Source organism: Marinobacter sp., from assembly GCF_046484525.1.
Taxonomy (GTDB): Bacteria; Pseudomonadota; Gammaproteobacteria; order Pseudomonadales; family Oleiphilaceae; genus Marinobacter.
Map to the genome: position 1 here is coordinate 15,111 of NZ_JAWOIS010000027.1, position 16,831 is coordinate 31,941.

Sequence of the window (16,831 nt, forward strand, 5' to 3'; positions counted from 1 at the left end):
TTCAGCGTAGCGCAGTAGGCTAGCGAATTAGCCAGCCGGGACACTCTCGCCTTCTCTAATTGTGATGTGTGGATTTACCGGAGGTTCCCATGGAACTAGATCCCCTCTTACTATCGCGAATCCAGTTCGCGTTCGTGGTGTCATTTCACGCCATCTTTCCGGTGTTTACCATCGGTTTGGCCTCCTATATTGCAGTGCTGGAAGCTCTGGGCTTCAAGACCGGCAATCCGGTGTGGCTAAAACTCTCCGGCTTCTGGACCAAGGTTTTTGCCGTGGTCTTCGGCATGGGCGTGGTCTCGGGCATCGTGATGTCGTTCCAGTTCGGGACCAACTGGAGCAACTTCTCCCAGGCCACCGCCAATTTCCTCGGGCCGGTGCTCAGCTATGAGGTGATCACCGCCTTCTTCCTGGAAGCCGCGTTCCTGGGCGTGCTGCTGTTCGGCCGCAACAAGGTGCCGCCCGGCGTGCACCTGTTCGCCGCGATCATGGTGGCCACCGGCACCTTCATCTCGTCGTTCTGGATTCTCTCCGCCAACAGCTGGATGCAGACCCCGGCCGGCTTCGAGCTGATTAACGGCGTGTTCCATGTCACCTCCTGGAGTGAGGCGATCTTCAATCCCTCCTTCCAGTACCGCTTCATGCACATGGGCCTGGCCTCGTTCCTGACCGGCAGCTTCGTGGTAGCCGGTGTCAGTGCCTGGTACATCCTCCGGGGCCGGGAAGTGGAAGCGAACCGCAAGGCGCTGTCCATGTGCCTGTGGCTGATTCTATTCATCGCCCCGGCCCAGCTGGTGGTCGGTGACTTTCACGGCCTGAACACCCTGGAGCACCAGCCCACCAAGGTGGCGGCGATGGAAGGCAACTGGGAAACCTCCTCCAACGTGCCTCTGCTGCTGTTCGCCATTCCGGATCAGGAAGCCCAGACCAATCATTTTGAGATCGGCATTCCCAGCCTGGCCAGCCTGATCCTGACCCACGAGTGGGATGGGGTGGTGCCGGGCCTGAAGGACGTACCCCGGGAGGAACAGCCGCCGGTGGCCATCGTGTTCTGGTCGTTCCGGATCATGGTCGGCCTTGGCACCCTGATGATCCTGGTGGGCCTGACCGGCCTGGCGCTGCGTCGCGGTGGCCGTTACTTCCAGTCCACCTGGTTCCTGCAGGTGCTGCGGGTGATGAGCATTGCCCCGTTCATTGCGGTCCTGACCGGCTGGTTTGTGACCGAAGTGGGCCGCGCGCCCTGGCTGGTGTACGGCATCATGGACCAGGCTGCGGCGGTGACTCCGTCCCTCACTGGCGGCATGGCGTTGTTCACCCTGATCGGCTACATCGTGGTTTATGCTCTGGTGTTCTCCGCCGGTGTCTACTATCTGATGCGGGTGCTGTACGTGGGGCTGGAAGACCAGCATGACGAGGAAGAGCACGAGGCGGATCGCCCCGCCCGCCCGCTATCCGCTGCCCACGTGCCGTTCGAATACGGCGAAGACAAACACCGCAACCCGGCCAAGCAGGGAGGTCACTGATTATGGAACTCTTCGATCTGCCCCTGATCTGGGCATTCATTATCGGCTTCGGCATCATCATGTATGTGCTGATGGACGGCTTCGACCTCGGTGTGGGCATCCTGTTCCCGTTCGCCCCGAGTGAGGGTGACCGGGACACCATGATGAACTCGGTGGCCCCGGTATGGGACGGCAACGAGACCTGGCTGGTGCTGGGCGGTGCCGGCCTGCTGGCTGCCTTCCCGATGGTCTACACCATTTTCCTGCCGGCGCTGTACATCGGCGTGTTCCTGCTGCTGGCCGGTCTGATCTTCCGGGGCGTGGCCTTCGAGTTCCGGTTCAAGGCCCGGACCTCCCGCTACCTGTGGAACTGGGCCTTTGCCGGCGGTTCCACTGTTGCCTCCTTCGCCCAGGGCGCGGTGGTCGGTGCCTACATCCAGGGATTCAATACCGTTGATGGCGTTTACGTTGGCGGCGCCCTGGACTGGCTGACGCCATTCACCGTCCTCACCGGCCTGGGCATGCTGGCCGGCTACTCCCTGCTGGGTTCCACCTGGCTGATCATGAAGACCGAGGGCCGGCTGCAGGAATGGGCCTACAAGATCACCCTGCCATTGCTGGCAGCGGTGCTGATCGTCTTCGGCATCATCAGCGTCTGGACGCCGTTCGTGGACGACATGGTGCGCGAGCGCTGGTTCTCCAACCTGACCGTAATCTGGGTTCTGCCGGTGCTGACCCTGCTGTGTGCGTTCCAGATCTTCCGGTCCGTGCGCAACCGATTCGAGGGTATGCCGTTTGTGGCCACCATGGGGCTGTTCATCACCACCTACCTGGGCCTGGTGGTCAGCCGCTGGCCGTACGTGGTGCCGCCGGAGTACACCCTGTGGGATGCCGCCTCGGCCTATGGCTCCCAGATGTTCCTGCTCCTCGGCACATTGCTGGTGGTGCCCATCGTGATCGCCTACACCGCCTGGACCTACTGGGTCTTCCGCGGCAAGGTGCGCGCCGGTGAGGGATACCACTAAGTGACGGCTCCGGAGCAGCGAAACGTTCGCCGCTGGCTCACGGAGCTTGCCGCCGGCAATCGTCGGTGGGTGCAGGGTGCCGTCGTGAGCGGCACCCTGGCCGGCATTGCGACCATTGTGCAGATGGTCCTGCTGGCCCGTATCGTTCACCTCGGCGTGATCGAGGGCGTCGCGGCGTCAGAACTGACCCGGCTATTTGTCGCCCTGGTCATTACCCTTGTCATCCGTGCGCTGTTCCAGGGGCTGCAAACCCGTCTGGCGACCCAGTGCAGCAAGCGGGTCCGCCGGACCGCCCGCCGCCAGATTCACCGCCATTGGCAGGCCGCCGGCCCGGTGGCCATGGGCCAGGAGTCCGCCGGGGCACTTGCCCGGGAATGGATTGACCATGTGGAAGCCCTGCACGGCTACTACGCCAGGTTCCTGCCCCAGATGCAGCTCTCGGTGATCGTGCCCCTGCTCATCCTGGCACTGGTGTTCTGGCTGGATTGGCTAGCTGCGGTCTTCCTGCTGCTGTCTGCACCACTGATTCCCCTGTTCATGGCGCTGGTGGGAATGGGCGCGGAAAAACTCAACCAGCAGCATTTCGAGACCATCAGCCGGCTGTCCGGTCAGTTCCTGGACAAGGTGCGCGGCCTCACCACCCTTCAACTGTTCGGCCAGACCGAATCCGCCGGGGACATCCTCGCCCGCCGCTCGGATCGCTACCGGGTGGTCACCATGAAGACCCTGAAGATTGCGTTTCTTTCCTCCGCGGTACTGGAATTCTTCGCGTCGGTGGCGATTGCGGTGATCGCCATTTATATCGGCTTTGGTTTGCTGGGCTATATCACCTTTGGCCCCGCCGATGAGCTTACCCTGTTCACCGGCTTGCTGATCCTGCTTTTGGCGCCGGAATTCTTCCAGCCGCTGCGAATGCTATCCCAGTATTACCACGATCGGGCGTCGGCGCTGGGTGCCGGCACCGAGATTCTCGCCCGCCTGCAGCACTACCCGGCTACTAGCCCGGCCGTGCAATGGGAGCCGCCCGCCTCCGAAACTGCCGGACCGGCCAACCTCATTACCCTCGATCACGTGAACTATACTCACCCGGGCGAAGCTACCCCCTGGTTCAGCGATTTGAACCTGGAGATCAAAAAAGGTCACGCCGTGGCCCTGACCGGCCCGTCCGGCGGTGGCAAATCCACCCTGCTCTATCTGTTGGCCGGTTTTCTGGCGCCGGACTCGGGGGAGATCCGGATCCTTGGCCAGGCGCCGGGTAAAGCCGGTTTTGGCTGGCTGGGCCAGAAGGGTTTCCTCGTTCACGGTACCTGGGCCGATAATCTCCGGCTCACTTCCCCGGACGCTTCCGACATTGCCATTGATGCGGCACTCCGGCGGGTTGGTCTCGGCGATCTGGTGGATAGCAGGGAGGACGGCATCTACAGCGGGGTGTCGGATCAGGGCCGGGGTCTGTCCGGTGGCCAGGCCCGGCGCCTCAGTCTGGCCCGGATCTTCCTGGCGGACTACGACCTGATTCTGTTGGACGAACCGACCGCCGGGCTTGATTCAGCCAGTGAAATCTTCATTCTGGAGAGCCTTCGCAAGCTGTCGGAGGCAGGCAAGACCCTGATCTTCTCGACCCATCACCATGCCCTCCTCACCCTTGCGGATCGCGTTCTGACCGTCGACAACGGGGAGGTCGCCAATGCGTGAACTGACGCCCTGGCTTGCCCTGATCTTCCAGCGCCCCTGGCGACTGGTGCTGGGAGGGGTGCTGATTCTGGCAACCCTGGCATCGGGCATCGGCCTGCTGGCGCTGTCCGGCTGGTTCATCACGGACACCGCTATTGCCGGCATCCTGCTTGCAGCCGGCACCCAGGTAGCAGTCAACCTGTATGTGCCCGGCGGCGGCATACGGTTCTTTGCGGTCTCCCGGACGGTGGCCCGGTATCTGGAGCGGGTCTATAACCACGATACCGTATTGCGGCTACTCACGGACATCCGGGTGGCGCTGTTCCGCAAGCTTGCCGGGGCAAACCGAACCGGGCAGTCGAAACTTTCCGGGGCGCAGTGGCTATCGCGCCTGACCAGCGATGTGGATGCCCTGGATACCATCTACCTTCGGGTCATCGCACCTGCGGCCCTGGCGGGAGTTATCACCTTTTTGGTGGCCTTGCTCGCCTCGGTGCTGTTCAGTGGCGCGGTGGCGCTGGGTCTGCTTGTCATCACCGCCCTCGCCTTCGTGCTCGCAACCGTCGCCGTCTATGTTCGTACCCGAGAACCATCCTATCGCCAGGCCAACCTTCAGGAGCAGCTGCGCACCGCGGTCGTCGAGCACATTGAAGGCTTCGCGGAACTGCGTGCTGCCGGGCGCACCGGGCGGCACGGAGCCTGGTTGCTTCGCCAGGCTCACCAGATGAACTCGGAACAGGTTGAGGTGGACTCCAAGGTTGGCTGGCACCAGGCGATCAGCCACCTGCTGATCAATCTGTGCGCTGTATTTGCACTCTGGGCCGGCTACAGCCTGTTTGAGACCGGTGCCATCTCTGGCCCGGTCCTGGTGCTGCTTCCGATCGCGATCCTCGGCCTGGCAGAGGTCTATTCCATGCTGCCGGAAGCCTTCGGCAAGCTTGGCAGTACCGTCTCCTCCGCCGCCCGCCTGAACCAGGATGCAGCGCCAGCCGGTGAGGACGCGAAGGCCGAAATACCAGCGCCGGCCGACGATCTTGCCCTGGAGGCCAGGGATATTGCCGTTCGGCACGAGGGGTTCGCACCTGTTCTTACCCATTTCGACCTTACCCTTGCCCGGGGTGAACGGGTCGGCATCCTGGGCCGTTCCGGTAGCGGTAAATCGTCCCTGGCCGATACCCTGGCCGGCCTGCTGCCCCCATCCCGGGGCGAACTTGCCCGGCAACCCTGTATCTACCTGACACAGCAGACGGTGCTGTTTGACGACACCTTGCGGGCGAATCTGGTGCTGGGAAACCCGGCAGCCACCGATGCGGAGTTGTGGCAGGTCCTGGAACTGGTGGAGCTGGGGGATCGGTTTGCCCGTGAGCCGAAGCAGCTGGATACCTGGCTGGGGAATACCGGAAGCCGGCTTTCCGGCGGGGAGGCCCGCCGGGTGGCACTGGCGCGGGTATTGTTGAACCCGGCGCCACTGGTGATCCTGGACGAACCGTTTACCGGGCTGGACGCTGACACCAGAAGCCGCATCAGCAAACAGTCGGAGCGCTGGCTGGAAGGCAAAACGGTGGTCAGCCTGGCTCACGGGTCGGAAGCCCTGCCAGCAACCGACCGTGTGATCCATCTGGAGTAATGACCGCCCTAGCGGGTTTCGACCACCTCGAAGGTCAGGCCCGATTTTTCGGTCAGCCGTTTCAGCAGGTCCCCGTCGAGCAGCGATGCCGGCGTCCAGAAGCCTCCGGGCTTGTCAGCGGGCACATCAAACGCCAGGCACATACCGGCTTCCCCGAGCATCTTGGAGGTGGAGCCATAACCCGGATCGCGATCGCCGGTCACCTTGGTGATCATGGTCTTGCCATCTTCGGTGCGACCGACAAAGCGGATATCGAAGAACCCAGTACGCTGCTCTTCAGGGCTCGGGCCCTCACCGGGCTTGGGTACCAGTTTCTCCACCACCCACCGGGTGGGCTTTATGGCGGAGGCCGCGAAGAAAGTTCCCAGCGCCGCCGTCATTGCGTAGGCACTGGCCCTACCCTTCACGCCCCGACCGGTCATCATGGCTTCGTCGTACGTGAATTCCTTGCCGTAGCGTGCGTCCTGCAGGGCGTTGGAACGGTGCACGACACGGGTGTTGATGGCGCCCATTACGAACGGCGCCAGCCAGACCTGAAAGTCCTTGTCGAACTCGGCGGTTTTCAGGCTAGGCTGACGGGTTTGCGAGCGGTGTTCCGGGGGGCTAATGGAAAAGGGATTGGCCAGTTCCTTACGCAACGCCGGATCGGAGCCCGCTTCTTTTGCGATATTGATCATCGAGGCCACGGTTCCCCCGGACAGCCCGCCCTTGACCGCCTTGACCCGCATGCGGACATCCTTGCAGGGGGCTCCAAAGGTCTCCTCGGCCTGCTGCTGCAGGTACCAGACACCGAGATCGGAGGGAATCGAGTCGAAACCACAGCAGTGGACGATGCGGGCGCCGGAGGATTTGGCTTCCTCCTCGTACCGTTCGATCATCTTGCGAATCCACTGGACCTCTCCGGTCAGATCGCAGTAGTCGGTACCGGAGCGGACACAGGCCTGCACCATCGGCTCACCATACAGGGCGTAGGGGCCGACGGTGGAAATCACCGCCCGGGTCTGGCCACAGAGGGCTTCCAGGGAACCTTGATCCGACACGTCTGCGAGGATGACCGGAAGATCGTTGGCCTTGTTGCCCAGCTCGCTCTTCACCCCTTCCAGCTTATGGCTGGAACGACCGGCAATGGCCCAGTTGACCGATTGGCCGACACCATAGGTCTCGAACAGGTACCGGGTAAGAATCTGCCCGACAAAACTGGTGGCCCCGAAAACGACGAGGTCATAACTGGTATTCGTTGTCTTTGCCATCGGAGTTCCTCTCCTTGCATTCATAAATTGATTATAGGGCTCAGGCGTTCGGGCGCGTGCCCATCAGGCGCATCAGAATGGCAACGCCCAACCCCCAGAATCCGTTGAGTAACAGGCCGCCTGTCCAGGTCTGGGCGGTAACTTCCAGACCCTTAAAAGGAAACACCACTAGCATGGCGACTGCAGTTGGCGCCAGGGCGCCAAGCAGGATGTATCCGAGCCAGATCCCGATTCCCGCCAGTCTCCCCAGGATCAACCAGAGCACCATTCCCCACAGGCCACCAAAGAAAGCCAGGGAGACGATTTGAGGGACGCCAAAAGGTGGTACCGGCGACATGTTGAATGGTTCACTGGGCACCATGCCTGCGAGGTAAAACACCATGAACAGTCCCTGGTGAAAAATCAGTGTTGCCAGAAATCCGGCTATAAACGCTTTGATCCAGACCATTGCTGGGTTCCTTTTTTTAAGTTCCACTAACCAATTGATTCTCCGAATATGACGCAACAGCTGCAAATCAAGGTAGCAGCTTTGTGCATCGCTTCCAGTTTCCGGGTTTCTTTCCCAGTTCCGTCGGCTCGGCCAATCGTTTGGCTTTCCGGTTGCTGCACACTGGCCGCTGATCCCGAAAACCAAGCTGGAGGCCTCCGTTGCTCATATTATTACTGGTTCTCAGCGTTATCCTGGTGCTGTTCAGCGGCTTTCTCTACTGGCAGATCCTTGAGCAGAGGAGAGTCATACGCCAGATCATGGAACAAGACAGGATTGATGAATCCGGTGGCGATCCGGAACTGGTGCTTACGCTAAAAGTGCTCGACCCGATTGCCATCGCCAAGCGCGAATCCCGCTCTGCCCGCATCCTGGCAGACCGGTTGCCGGTCATGGTCAGCAAGATGGTGTACCAGGAAGTCATGAAAGAGCTCGAACAGGAGCTGCAGGAACGGGAAATCGACGTTTACATGCAGATCGAATACCGCTGAAGGTTCCGGGCATGATAACTGAACTGCTTACTCTCCCTCTCCTGCTGGTCGCCGCCGTTGCGCTGGCGCTGGTTTTCCGGCAACTGCAGGTCTGCCGAGTACTGCTCCGGCGGGTCAACACCCGCCGGGTAGCGGCCCGCAGTGCCATTCAGAAGCGCCGGATGGACCTGATGGAAGTCCGCAACCGGACGAAACTCCTGGAGGAAACTGTCTCCGGCGGTACCAGCGCCGTGGAAAAGGTGCACAAGACCCTTTCAAGCACCACATTCGGACTGATTGATCTGTTCTCAAGGGACGAGGACTTCAGAAAAAGTGCCAGGAAGGCCCGGACAACCCACGATCAGACCAGTAGCGAGATTTACAGCGCCGTTCGAACGACCAACCGGGCCCTGCACATGCTCGCGGATACCCTCATTATCAGTAAGGTAGAGAAACGCATCATCTCCCGCCACACTCGACGGCCCCGGAACAGCGACGACCACTCCGGGTAGGCCCGGTCAGCTACCAGACAAGTTTGAACGATCCGTCAGGAGCCTTGTCCAGGGCTGTTCCCGAGTCCCGGAAGACCTCATTCAGCTGGCCCTGCAGCCAGGCTGCCTCCTCCTCGGTGGCGTGGTTCAAACGGAACCGCTCCATGCGCATCGGGACCACCTGAAGGCTTTCCAGCAGACCGGTATCGGAATCGATTGTTGGCAGGTGCAGCAGGGATAATTCCGGGCGAAAGGCCTCATAGCCTCGAATGCCCTCGTAGTCATTTATCAGGTCCCCGCAACCATAAAGAATCAAGCGGCCATGCCACACCTCAATCCCGCGAGGATGGTGGGAGGAATGACCATGGACCACATCGACACCGGCCTCCTCGATCAGCCGGTGGGCGAACAACCGCTCCTCGTCCTCCACGTAGTAGCCCCAGTTGCCGCCCCAGTGGACCGAAACCAGAACCCGGTCGCCCGGTTGCCTGGCCTGTTCGATGATCCGGGCGATCGCTTTGACCGACCGATTGTCGAGACCCGGGAGCAGGAACACGCCACTGCGGCCGGGACCCGCCGTCCAGTCCTCGGGAATACCACTGGACGCCAGCCCGCACGCAAGCACCAATAGCCTGCCTCCGCCGGTAAGCCGGAAAGCTGCCGGAGACTGAGCTTCCACCTCATCCAGGCCGGCGCCGGGCGTGAGCAGTCCGGCGCCATGAAGCACCTTCAGTGTTTCCGCAAGCCCTTCCCGTCCCCAGTCGAGTACGTGATTGTTGGCCAGGCCACACACGTCCAGGCGCGCCGCCAACAGACAGGCCAGGTTGTCCGGATGCATTCGATAGTGGATGCCTTTGCCAGGCCAGGGCTTACCAGCGGTAGTTACACTGGTCTCAAGGTTCACGATACGTACGTCAGGGTTGAACCGATCCAGCTCTGCCAAGGCATCACCCCAGATATAGTCACCGGCAACCTTCCCGGGAATCGGCCCGGCCTTCCTTTCTGCCAGGGCGATATAGTTCCGCGCGTCGATCACACAGGGTTCATAAAGTCTCGGTTGTGAAGGAACGGGCATGATCTGGTCAATGCCTCTCCCAGTCATCACGTCACCGGCCAAAAAGAGTTTCAGCGGTTGCTTTTTCATCGTCGATCCATCAGCTATTGTCTATAAAATAGACGATGAATGATCATTGGAGGGATCGCTCATGCTCGACGTCAACCCGGATACCGTTTGCCATCTGGTCCAGCTGGCGAGGGAATTTCATGCCCAGGAGCAGGTCGTCATACCCACCGACTCCGGTGATGCCAGCGAAGACTGGCACGTCCAGATGCTCGCCTCCCACGCTGGAGATTCCACTCTGGAGGAGTTCCGCTCGGTGATTACCGACCTGGAACCGGACCAGCAACAGCAAGTGGTCGCACTCTTGTGGCTCGGCCGGGGCGACTACAGTCTTGAGGAATGGGAGGAGGCATTGTCCTATGCCTCGGATGCATCGAACGATACAACCGCCGATTACCTGATCGCCCACCCGCTGTTACCGGATTACCTGCTCGAAGGCCTGTCCCTGCATGGGTACTCCTGCGACGAGTGACTCGTAGTATCCCCCGGGGACCCAAACCCTCAGTTGCAGTTTCTTGCGGTCAATAAAAAAGGCGCCCTGAGGCGCCTTCTTTCAAGCTTTTCAGAAAGTTACAGAACTTTCTTCAGCTCTTCTTGCAGCTGCGGAACTGCTTCGAACAGGTCCGCGACCAGGCCGTAATCGGCCACCTGGAAGATCGGGGCTTCTTCGTCCTTGTTGATCGCAACGATCACCTTGGAGTCAGACATGCCCGCCAGGTGCTGGATGGCACCGGAGATACCCACGGCAACGTACAGCTGCGGGGCGACGATCTTACCGGTCTGCCCAACCTGCATGTCGTTCGGCACAAAGCCTGCGTCAACAGCGGCACGGGAAGCACCAACCGCGGCGCCCAGCAGATCAGCAACGTTCTCCAGCATCTTGAAGTTCTCGCCGTTCTGCATGCCGCGACCACCGGAGATCACGATACCGGCAGAGGCCAGGTCCGGACGGTCGGATTTGGCTTTCTGCTCGCCAACAAAGGAAGACAGGCCAGCGTCCTTCACCACGTCCAGCTGCTCAACGGAGGCGGAACCACCTTCAGCAGCAACGGGATCGAACGCGGTCGGACGAACGGTGATGACCTTGATGCTGTCATTGGACTTCACAGTCGCGATGGCGTTACCGGCGTAGATCGGACGAACGAAAGTATCGTCGGATTCAACGCGCATGATGTCGGACACCTGGGCAACGTCCAGCAGTGCAGCAACGCGCGGCATGAAGTCTTTACCGGTGGTGCCGGCAGCGGCCAGAATGTGGCTGTAGCCCTTACCTGCTTCGGCAACCAGCTCACCCAGATTCTCACCCAGGAAGTGACCATAAGCAGCGTTGTCGGCAACCAGAACCTTGTTCACGCCCTCGGCCTTGGCAGCAGCTTCGGCAACGGCACCACAGTTCTCACCGGCAACCAGTACGTCGATGTCTCCGCCGATGGCCTTGGCAGCCGCTACAACATTCAGGGTAGCCTGTTTCAGGCTGCTGTTGTCATGTTCAGCAATTACAAGGATGCTCATTTAGATCACCTTCGCTTCGTTCTTCAGTTTATCGACCAGCTCGGCAACGTCGGCCACTTTCACACCCGCCTGACGGGAAGCAGGCGCTTCAACCTTCAGGGTAGAAAGGCGCGGAGCGATGTCGACACCCAGATCGGCCGGGCTCATGTTGTCCAACGGCTTCTTCTTGGCCTTCATGATGTTCGGCAGAGAAGCGTAGCGCGGCTCATTCAGACGCAGGTCGGTGGTGACAACCGCAGGCAGGTTCAGGGAAACGGTCACCAGACCACCGTCTACCTCGCGGGTTACGTTGACCTTGTCGCCCTCAACAACCACTTCGGAAGCGAAGGTGCCCTGACCCATGCCGGTCAGCGCGGCCAGCATCTGGCCAGTCTGGTTGTTGTCGGAATCGATGGACTGCTTGCCGAGAATGACCAGCTTCGGCTCTTCCTTCTCAACAACAGCCTTCAGCAGCTTGGCCGCTTCGAGAGACTGGACTTCTTCGTCGGTCTCGACGTGGATACCACGGTCAGCACCCAGGGCCAGAGCGGTACGGATTTGCTCCTGCGCAGCCTTCGGACCGATGGAAACCACCACGATTTCACTGGCAACTCCCTTTTCTTTCAGACGAACCGCTTCTTCAACAGCGATTTCGCAGAACGGGTTCATTGCCATCTTGACGTTGGCAAGGTCAACACCGGTGTTGTCCGGCTTGACGCGCACCTTCACGTTGTAGTCGATAACTCGTTTTACAGCGACCAGAACCTTCATAGATTCCTCGTTCTTCTACGATGGGTTTAATGACTCGCAGTCCCCGCGGAGCCTGCCGAAATTCAGTGCGCACTAATGATGGAGGCAACGCTCAGCAGAATCAATAGCCTCAAACGACGCGCCGGGACTGCTTTAAAAGCCAATGCGACGGTGTTGACCCGGATTGGCAATGAGACGATACTAAAAATCGACTCAAAACACACGATCTTTCGGTGTACACGTACAATGCCAAAGCTCAGGGAGAATTTCAAACAAACGTTTGTTTGATTTATCAAATGCGGTATGCTTTCGGTTAAACCGGCCGGGTTATTCGGCTCGGGGCAGTCGTCTATAGGCATTTTTACCGGTATGATAACGCCCCTGTAAATCGGCCTGCGGGCAAACTATATCCAATAGAAGCTGTTTGAGGAGACCAACGTGGAACGCGAATCGATGGAATTTGATGTTCTGATCGTCGGCGGCGGCCCTGCGGGCCTGTCGGCAGCCTGCCGCGTCATGCAACTGGCGCAGGAAGCCGGCGAAGAACTGACCGTATGCGTGGTGGAAAAAGGGTCCGAGATCGGTGCGCACATCCTCGCCGGAACCGTATTCGAGCCCACCGCCCTGAACGAACTCTTCCCGGACTGGAAAGAGAAAGGCGCTCCCCTGAACACGCCGGTCACCCGGGATGACATCTTCCTGCTGAAGAACCAGGAAAACGCCACCAAGATCCCGAATGCCTTTGTGCCCAAGAACATGCACAACCATGGCAACTACATCATCAGTCTGGGCAACCTGTGCCGCTGGCTCGCCGAGCAGGCCGAGCAGCTGGGTGTTGAGGTGTACCCCGGCTTTGCCGCGGCCGAAACTATTGTTGAAGATGGCCAGGTCAAGGGCATCATCACTGGTGACATGGGCGTGGCCCGTGACGGTTCCGAGAAAGATGGCTACATGCCGGGCATGGAACTGCGCGCCAAGTACACCCTGTTCACCGAGGGTTGTCGCGGCCACCTGGGCAAGCGCCTGATCAACGATTTCAAACTGGATGAAGGCAAGGATCCGCAGCACTACGGCATCGGCATCAAGGAGCTGTGGGACATCGATCCGGCCAAACACGAGCCGGGCCTGGTCATCCACACCGCCGGCTGGCCGCTGAACGAGTCCGGCTCAACCGGCGGTTCCTTCCTGTATCACCTGGAAAACGGCCAGGTTTACGTGGGCCTGATCACCGATCTGTCCTACAGCAACCCGCACCTCAGCCCGTTCGAGGAATTCCAGCGCCTGAAGCTGCACCCGGAAATCAGTAAGTATCTGGAAGGCGGCAAGCGCGTGTCCTACGGTGCCCGCGCGATTTCCAAAGGCGGCTACAACGCGCTGCCCAAGATGAGCTTCCCGGGCGGCCTGCTGCTGGGCTGTGACGCCGGCACCCTGAACAGCTCCAAGATCAAGGGCTCCCACACCGCCATGAAGTCCGGCCTGCTGGGTGCGGAAGCGGTATTTGAGGCCCTGAAGGAAGGCAAGAGCGGTGAGGAGATCACCGGCTTCCAGAAGCGTTTCGAGAAGAGCTGGCTGTACAAGGAGCTCTACGCCGAGCGTAACTTCGGCCCGGCCATGCACAAGTTCGGCAACGTGGTAGGCGGCGCCATCGCCTTCTTCGAGCAGAACATCCTGCGCGGCAGCCTGCCGATCACCTTCCACGACACAACTCCGGACTACGCCACCCTGAAGCCGGCGTCCGAGGCCAAGAAGATCAGCTATCCGAAGCCGGATAACAAACTGACCTTCGACCGCCTGTCATCGGTGTTCATTTCCAACACCAACCACGAGGAAGACCAGCCGGTTCACCTGAAGCTGACCGATCCGGATATCCCGCTGAAGGAAAACCTGCCGAAATACGACGAGCCCGCGCAGCGCTACTGCCCGGCCGGTGTATATGAGGTCGTCGAAGCGGAAGACGGCAGCGGCAAGAAGTTCCAGATCAACGCCCAGAACTGTGTTCACTGCAAGACCTGTGACATCAAGGATCCTGCCCAGAACATCACCTGGGTGACCCCGGAAGGCGGCGGCGGCCCGAATTATCCGAACATGTAAGCTTCGGAGTTCGAAGTGAACATGGGGTCAGATGAAAGCGTTAATCTGACCCCTTTTTTGAGCCCGAAATTTGGGAAGGTCCGAGGCGCGAAGACGGGGTCGGAAGAAGGCTTTCTTCTGACCCCAGAGTCCGGACCCAAATCCGAAGTTAGTTTAACCTCAGGGGTCTGAAGAAAACCTTCTTCAGACCCCATTTTTAACCCCCCCTTTCTCCCAGGCACAAAAAAACGACCCACAAGGGGCCGTTCTTTTCGCAGAGGCGGGGCGGGCAGGCCTTAAGTTGGGGGCAGATGAAAGTTTTCATCAGACCCCGTTGCCATGAGACCCGGATCCGGGGAAGGTTTTAATCTGGGGTCGGATAAAAAATTTCATCTGACCCCGTTTCCATTCTCCCCCGCCTTCAGGCGCGACTTCAGTGCACGTGGCCGTGCTCTTGCTCTTCTTCAGTCGCGTCGCGGGCCTCGACCACTTCCACGTCGAAGTGCAGGGTCTGGCCAGCCAGCGGGTGGTTGGCATCGATGGTGACGGTCTCGTCACCAACTTCCACTACGCGGACGATCTGGGGGCCGCCCGGAGTCTGTGCCTGGAACTGCATGCCCGGCTCGATGGTGTCAACGCCTTCAAAGGCAGAGCGGGGAACCGGCTGGATCAGTTCTTCGTTTACTTCGCCGTAGCCTTCTGCCGGCTCAACGGAAACCTTCACCTGATCACCAGAGTCTTTCTCTGTCAGCGCGCTTTCGAGACCACCAATGATGTTCTGGGCACCTTCCAGGTAAGTCAGCGGCTCACGACCTTCTACGCGGGAGGAATCGAGTTGCTCTCCCTGGTCGTTGGTGAGGGTGTAATGAATGGTAACAACACGAGGTTGGGCCATTTTATCTCCTTGCGTGTCGCAATGACTGCTTTTATGAATTAAGGCAATCGAAAGTGATCATGAACAGCCGGACTGCACAGAGGGACTAACGACCACCGGGCCTCGTTAGAGAGCCAGGCTCGATAACAAGTAAGAAAACATAGTCTAACAAGTGACAGGTTGCGTTTTCTACCGTGATTGATGGGGGCAGGCCGGAGTTTTTCAACCGCTCTGCCCGACTTTCCAGAACTTTCCGTGACTCATCACGCCGTAAACGGTTTCGCCGGCATCTTCCTTTTCGACAACAAGGTCCGCCAACTCATAGAAAGCCGCGGTGACAATCCGGGCTTCAACGCCGTGACGTACCTTGATGACAGGTCGTGGCTCGCCCGAATCCGGATACTGTCCCACTTCCAGCGGATGCTCATCGCTGATTTCCAGGGTCTCGCCGACATTGGTGGTGAGAATGAGCACCTGATCATCCCCGGTGCCATCCGCTTCGAGAGAATGGGCCAGCAACGGCGTATCCTCAACCTGGATGCGCCACTTCTCCACTGGCGTGACCAGGTAGAACTCCCCGTCTTCCTCACGCCGCAGGATGGTCGAGAACAACCGGACAATTGCCTCGCGGCCCAGGGGGTCGCCCTTGAAGATCCACTGTCCGTTCCGGCGGATCACCATATCCATATCCCCGGACAGCTCCGGGTGCCATTGATCCAGTGGCGGCAGCCCCGGCTTCTTGACAGTCTCCTCGACTTCTTTGGCGAAGGTTTCCGGATTCTTGTTCATGGCTCAGTGCCTCCTAGTGTCCCTTAACAAAAGTTCGTCTTGTTATTAAGCTTATCGGATAGACGAGCAATTGATTCAATGATTTGATCCGCTGTTTTGCGCCAGACAAAAGGTTTGGGATCGTCGTTGTATCTTGTCAGGTAATCTTTAATGGAAGCCTCCAGTTCGCGAGTGCTGCGGTGCGAGTTGCGCTTGATCCAGCGTTCTGAGATCAGGCCAAAAAATCGTTCCACCAAGTTTACCCACGATGCTGATGTTGGCGTGAAATGAACGTGATAGCGGGGCCGTGCGGCGAACCAAGCTCGTACCTTTTCGGTCTTGTGGGTCCCGTAGTTGTCCATGACCAGGTGAACATCCAGATCTTCCGGAACCTCCCGGTCAATCTCATTTAAAAACGCCAGAAACTCTTTGGCACGGTGTCGCCTGTGCAGGCGTCCGATAACCTCGCCAGTGGCAACGTCCAAGGCTGCAAACAGAGTTGTAGTGCCATGGCGAACATAATCGTGCGTTCGGGTTTCGGAATAACCAAACGACAGCGGAAGCGCCGGCTGGGTGCGGTTCAGCGCCTGTATCTGGCTTTTCTCGTCCACACACAGGACCAGAGCCCGGTCGGGCGGATTCATATACAACCCGACAATGTCGTGGACCTTGGCCACAAAGTGGGGGTCGGTTGAGAGCTTGAAGGTCTCCAGACGATGAGGCTTTAACCCAAACGCCCGCCAGATTCGACTGATTGCCATGGCATTGAGCCCGGCTTCCTTGGCCATCAGAGTGGTAGACCAGTGGGTCGCATCCTTGGGCTTGGATTGAAGCGTTTTGTTGATAACTTCTGTCACCTTGTCGTCATCAATACTGCGGGGCCGACCACTTCTCGGGGCGTCTGTCAGTCCCGCCACACGGAACTGTTCAAACCGCTTACGCCACTTACTGACTGTTTCTGCCGTTACGCCCACTCGCTCAGCAATCACTCGTCCGGGCAGGCCCTCGGTGCTCAACAGGATCATTCGCGCTCGTTGCTGCTCGGCTGCTGGCATCTGCCGGCGGCGAACCCACGAATTAAGCTCATCGCGTTCTTGGTCTGTAATGATCAAAGGAATAACTGGTCGACCCATTGCAGTAGCTCCATCGATGCTTTCTGCAATTATAACCTTAAGCTACAATTTATTCGACGAACTTTTGTTAAGGGACACTAGCCTCCAGCGAAGCCGGGAACTGCG

Annotated in this window: 16 protein-coding genes; 8 read left to right on the forward strand and 8 right to left on the reverse strand. The window is 59.4% G+C overall.

What is annotated here, in order from left to right; genetic code table 11:
* Nucleotides 1-89: 89 nt before the first annotated feature.
* The 4 genes from R6W86_RS06335 to cydC are packed head-to-tail and all read left to right on the forward strand — an operon-like array spanning nt 90 to nt 5,822.
* Nucleotides 90-1,520, forward strand: coding sequence for a cytochrome ubiquinol oxidase subunit I (locus R6W86_RS06335; RefSeq protein WP_410328530.1), 1,431 nt, complete (start codon nt 90-92; stop codon nt 1,518-1,520).
* A gap of 2 nt (nt 1,521-1,522) precedes the next feature.
* Nucleotides 1,523-2,524: a cytochrome d ubiquinol oxidase subunit II gene (gene cydB, locus R6W86_RS06340; protein ID WP_410328531.1), complete on the forward strand. Its 1,002-nt coding sequence runs from the start codon at nt 1,523-1,525 to the stop codon at nt 2,522-2,524.
* The gene (cydD, locus tag R6W86_RS06345) at nt 2,525-4,216 is read left to right on the forward strand and encodes a thiol reductant ABC exporter subunit CydD (protein WP_410328532.1); all 1,692 of its coding nucleotides are present in this window, start codon (nt 2,525-2,527) and stop codon (nt 4,214-4,216) included.
* Nucleotides 4,209-5,822, forward strand: a complete 1,614-nt coding sequence (cydC, locus tag R6W86_RS06350; protein ID WP_410328533.1) for a thiol reductant ABC exporter subunit CydC — start codon at nt 4,209-4,211, stop codon at nt 5,820-5,822. Before cydD ends, cydC begins: the two co-directional genes overlap by 8 nt.
* A gap of 8 nt (nt 5,823-5,830) precedes the next feature.
* On the opposite strand, the gene R6W86_RS06355 is transcribed toward cydC, so the two are convergent.
* Together R6W86_RS06355 and R6W86_RS06360 are read right to left on the reverse strand one after the other, a co-directional pair.
* A complete protein-coding gene (locus tag R6W86_RS06355; protein ID WP_410328534.1) occupies nt 5,831-7,072 on the reverse strand; it encodes a saccharopine dehydrogenase family protein in 1,242 nt (413 codons plus the stop codon).
* A gap of 40 nt (nt 7,073-7,112) precedes the next feature.
* Nucleotides 7,113-7,520, reverse strand: coding sequence for a hypothetical protein (locus R6W86_RS06360; RefSeq protein ID WP_410328535.1), 408 nt, complete (start codon nt 7,518-7,520; stop codon nt 7,113-7,115).
* Nucleotides 7,521-7,720: 200 nt separating this feature from the next.
* Between R6W86_RS06360 and R6W86_RS06365 the strand changes: the two genes are divergently transcribed.
* Nucleotides 7,721-8,050, forward strand: coding sequence for a hypothetical protein (locus R6W86_RS06365; RefSeq protein ID WP_410328536.1), 330 nt, complete (start codon nt 7,721-7,723; stop codon nt 8,048-8,050).
* 11 nt (nt 8,051-8,061) lie between these two features.
* Nucleotides 8,062-8,541, forward strand: coding sequence for a hypothetical protein (locus tag R6W86_RS06370; protein WP_410328537.1), 480 nt, complete (start codon nt 8,062-8,064; stop codon nt 8,539-8,541).
* Between the two features lie 10 nt (nt 8,542-8,551).
* On the opposite strand, the gene R6W86_RS06375 is transcribed toward R6W86_RS06370, so the two are convergent.
* Complete coding sequence (locus R6W86_RS06375) at nt 8,552-9,664, reverse strand: CapA family protein (RefSeq protein ID WP_410328538.1); 1,113 nt, start codon at nt 9,662-9,664, stop codon at nt 8,552-8,554.
* 61 nt (nt 9,665-9,725) lie between these two features.
* Here R6W86_RS06375 and R6W86_RS06380 point away from each other — a divergent pair, with 61 nt between their 5' ends.
* Nucleotides 9,726-10,112 carry a DUF3775 domain-containing protein gene (locus R6W86_RS06380; RefSeq protein ID WP_410328539.1) on the forward strand — a complete coding sequence of 129 codons (387 nt, stop codon included), beginning with the start codon at nt 9,726-9,728 and terminating at the stop codon, nt 10,110-10,112.
* A 98-nt stretch (nt 10,113-10,210) separates the two neighbouring features.
* Here R6W86_RS06380 and R6W86_RS06385 read toward each other — a convergent pair whose 3' ends face one another.
* Together R6W86_RS06385 and R6W86_RS06390 are read right to left on the reverse strand one after the other, a co-directional pair.
* Complete coding sequence (locus R6W86_RS06385) at nt 10,211-11,152, reverse strand: electron transfer flavoprotein subunit alpha/FixB family protein (protein WP_410328540.1); 942 nt, start codon at nt 11,150-11,152, stop codon at nt 10,211-10,213.
* Nucleotides 11,153-11,902, reverse strand: coding sequence for an electron transfer flavoprotein subunit beta/FixA family protein (locus tag R6W86_RS06390; protein ID WP_410328541.1), 750 nt, complete (start codon nt 11,900-11,902; stop codon nt 11,153-11,155). It lies immediately after the preceding gene.
* Between the two features lie 417 nt (nt 11,903-12,319).
* Here R6W86_RS06390 and R6W86_RS06395 point away from each other — a divergent pair, with 417 nt between their 5' ends.
* Nucleotides 12,320-13,972, forward strand: a complete 1,653-nt coding sequence (locus tag R6W86_RS06395) for an electron transfer flavoprotein-ubiquinone oxidoreductase (RefSeq protein WP_410328542.1) — start codon at nt 12,320-12,322, stop codon at nt 13,970-13,972.
* Between the two features lie 412 nt (nt 13,973-14,384).
* On the opposite strand, the gene R6W86_RS06400 is transcribed toward R6W86_RS06395, so the two are convergent.
* From R6W86_RS06400 to R6W86_RS06410, 3 genes are all read right to left on the reverse strand, one after another.
* A complete protein-coding gene (locus tag R6W86_RS06400) occupies nt 14,385-14,846 on the reverse strand; it encodes a peptidylprolyl isomerase (protein ID WP_410328544.1) in 462 nt (153 codons plus the stop codon).
* 201 nt (nt 14,847-15,047) lie between these two features.
* Entirely contained in the window at nt 15,048-15,614 is a 567-nt protein-coding gene (locus R6W86_RS06405) for a DUF1285 domain-containing protein (RefSeq protein ID WP_410328545.1), read from the reverse strand.
* A gap of 23 nt (nt 15,615-15,637) precedes the next feature.
* Nucleotides 15,638-16,726, reverse strand: a complete 1,089-nt coding sequence (locus tag R6W86_RS06410) for an IS630 family transposase (RefSeq protein ID WP_410328546.1) — start codon at nt 16,724-16,726, stop codon at nt 15,638-15,640.
* Nucleotides 16,727-16,831: the final 105 nt, after the last annotated feature.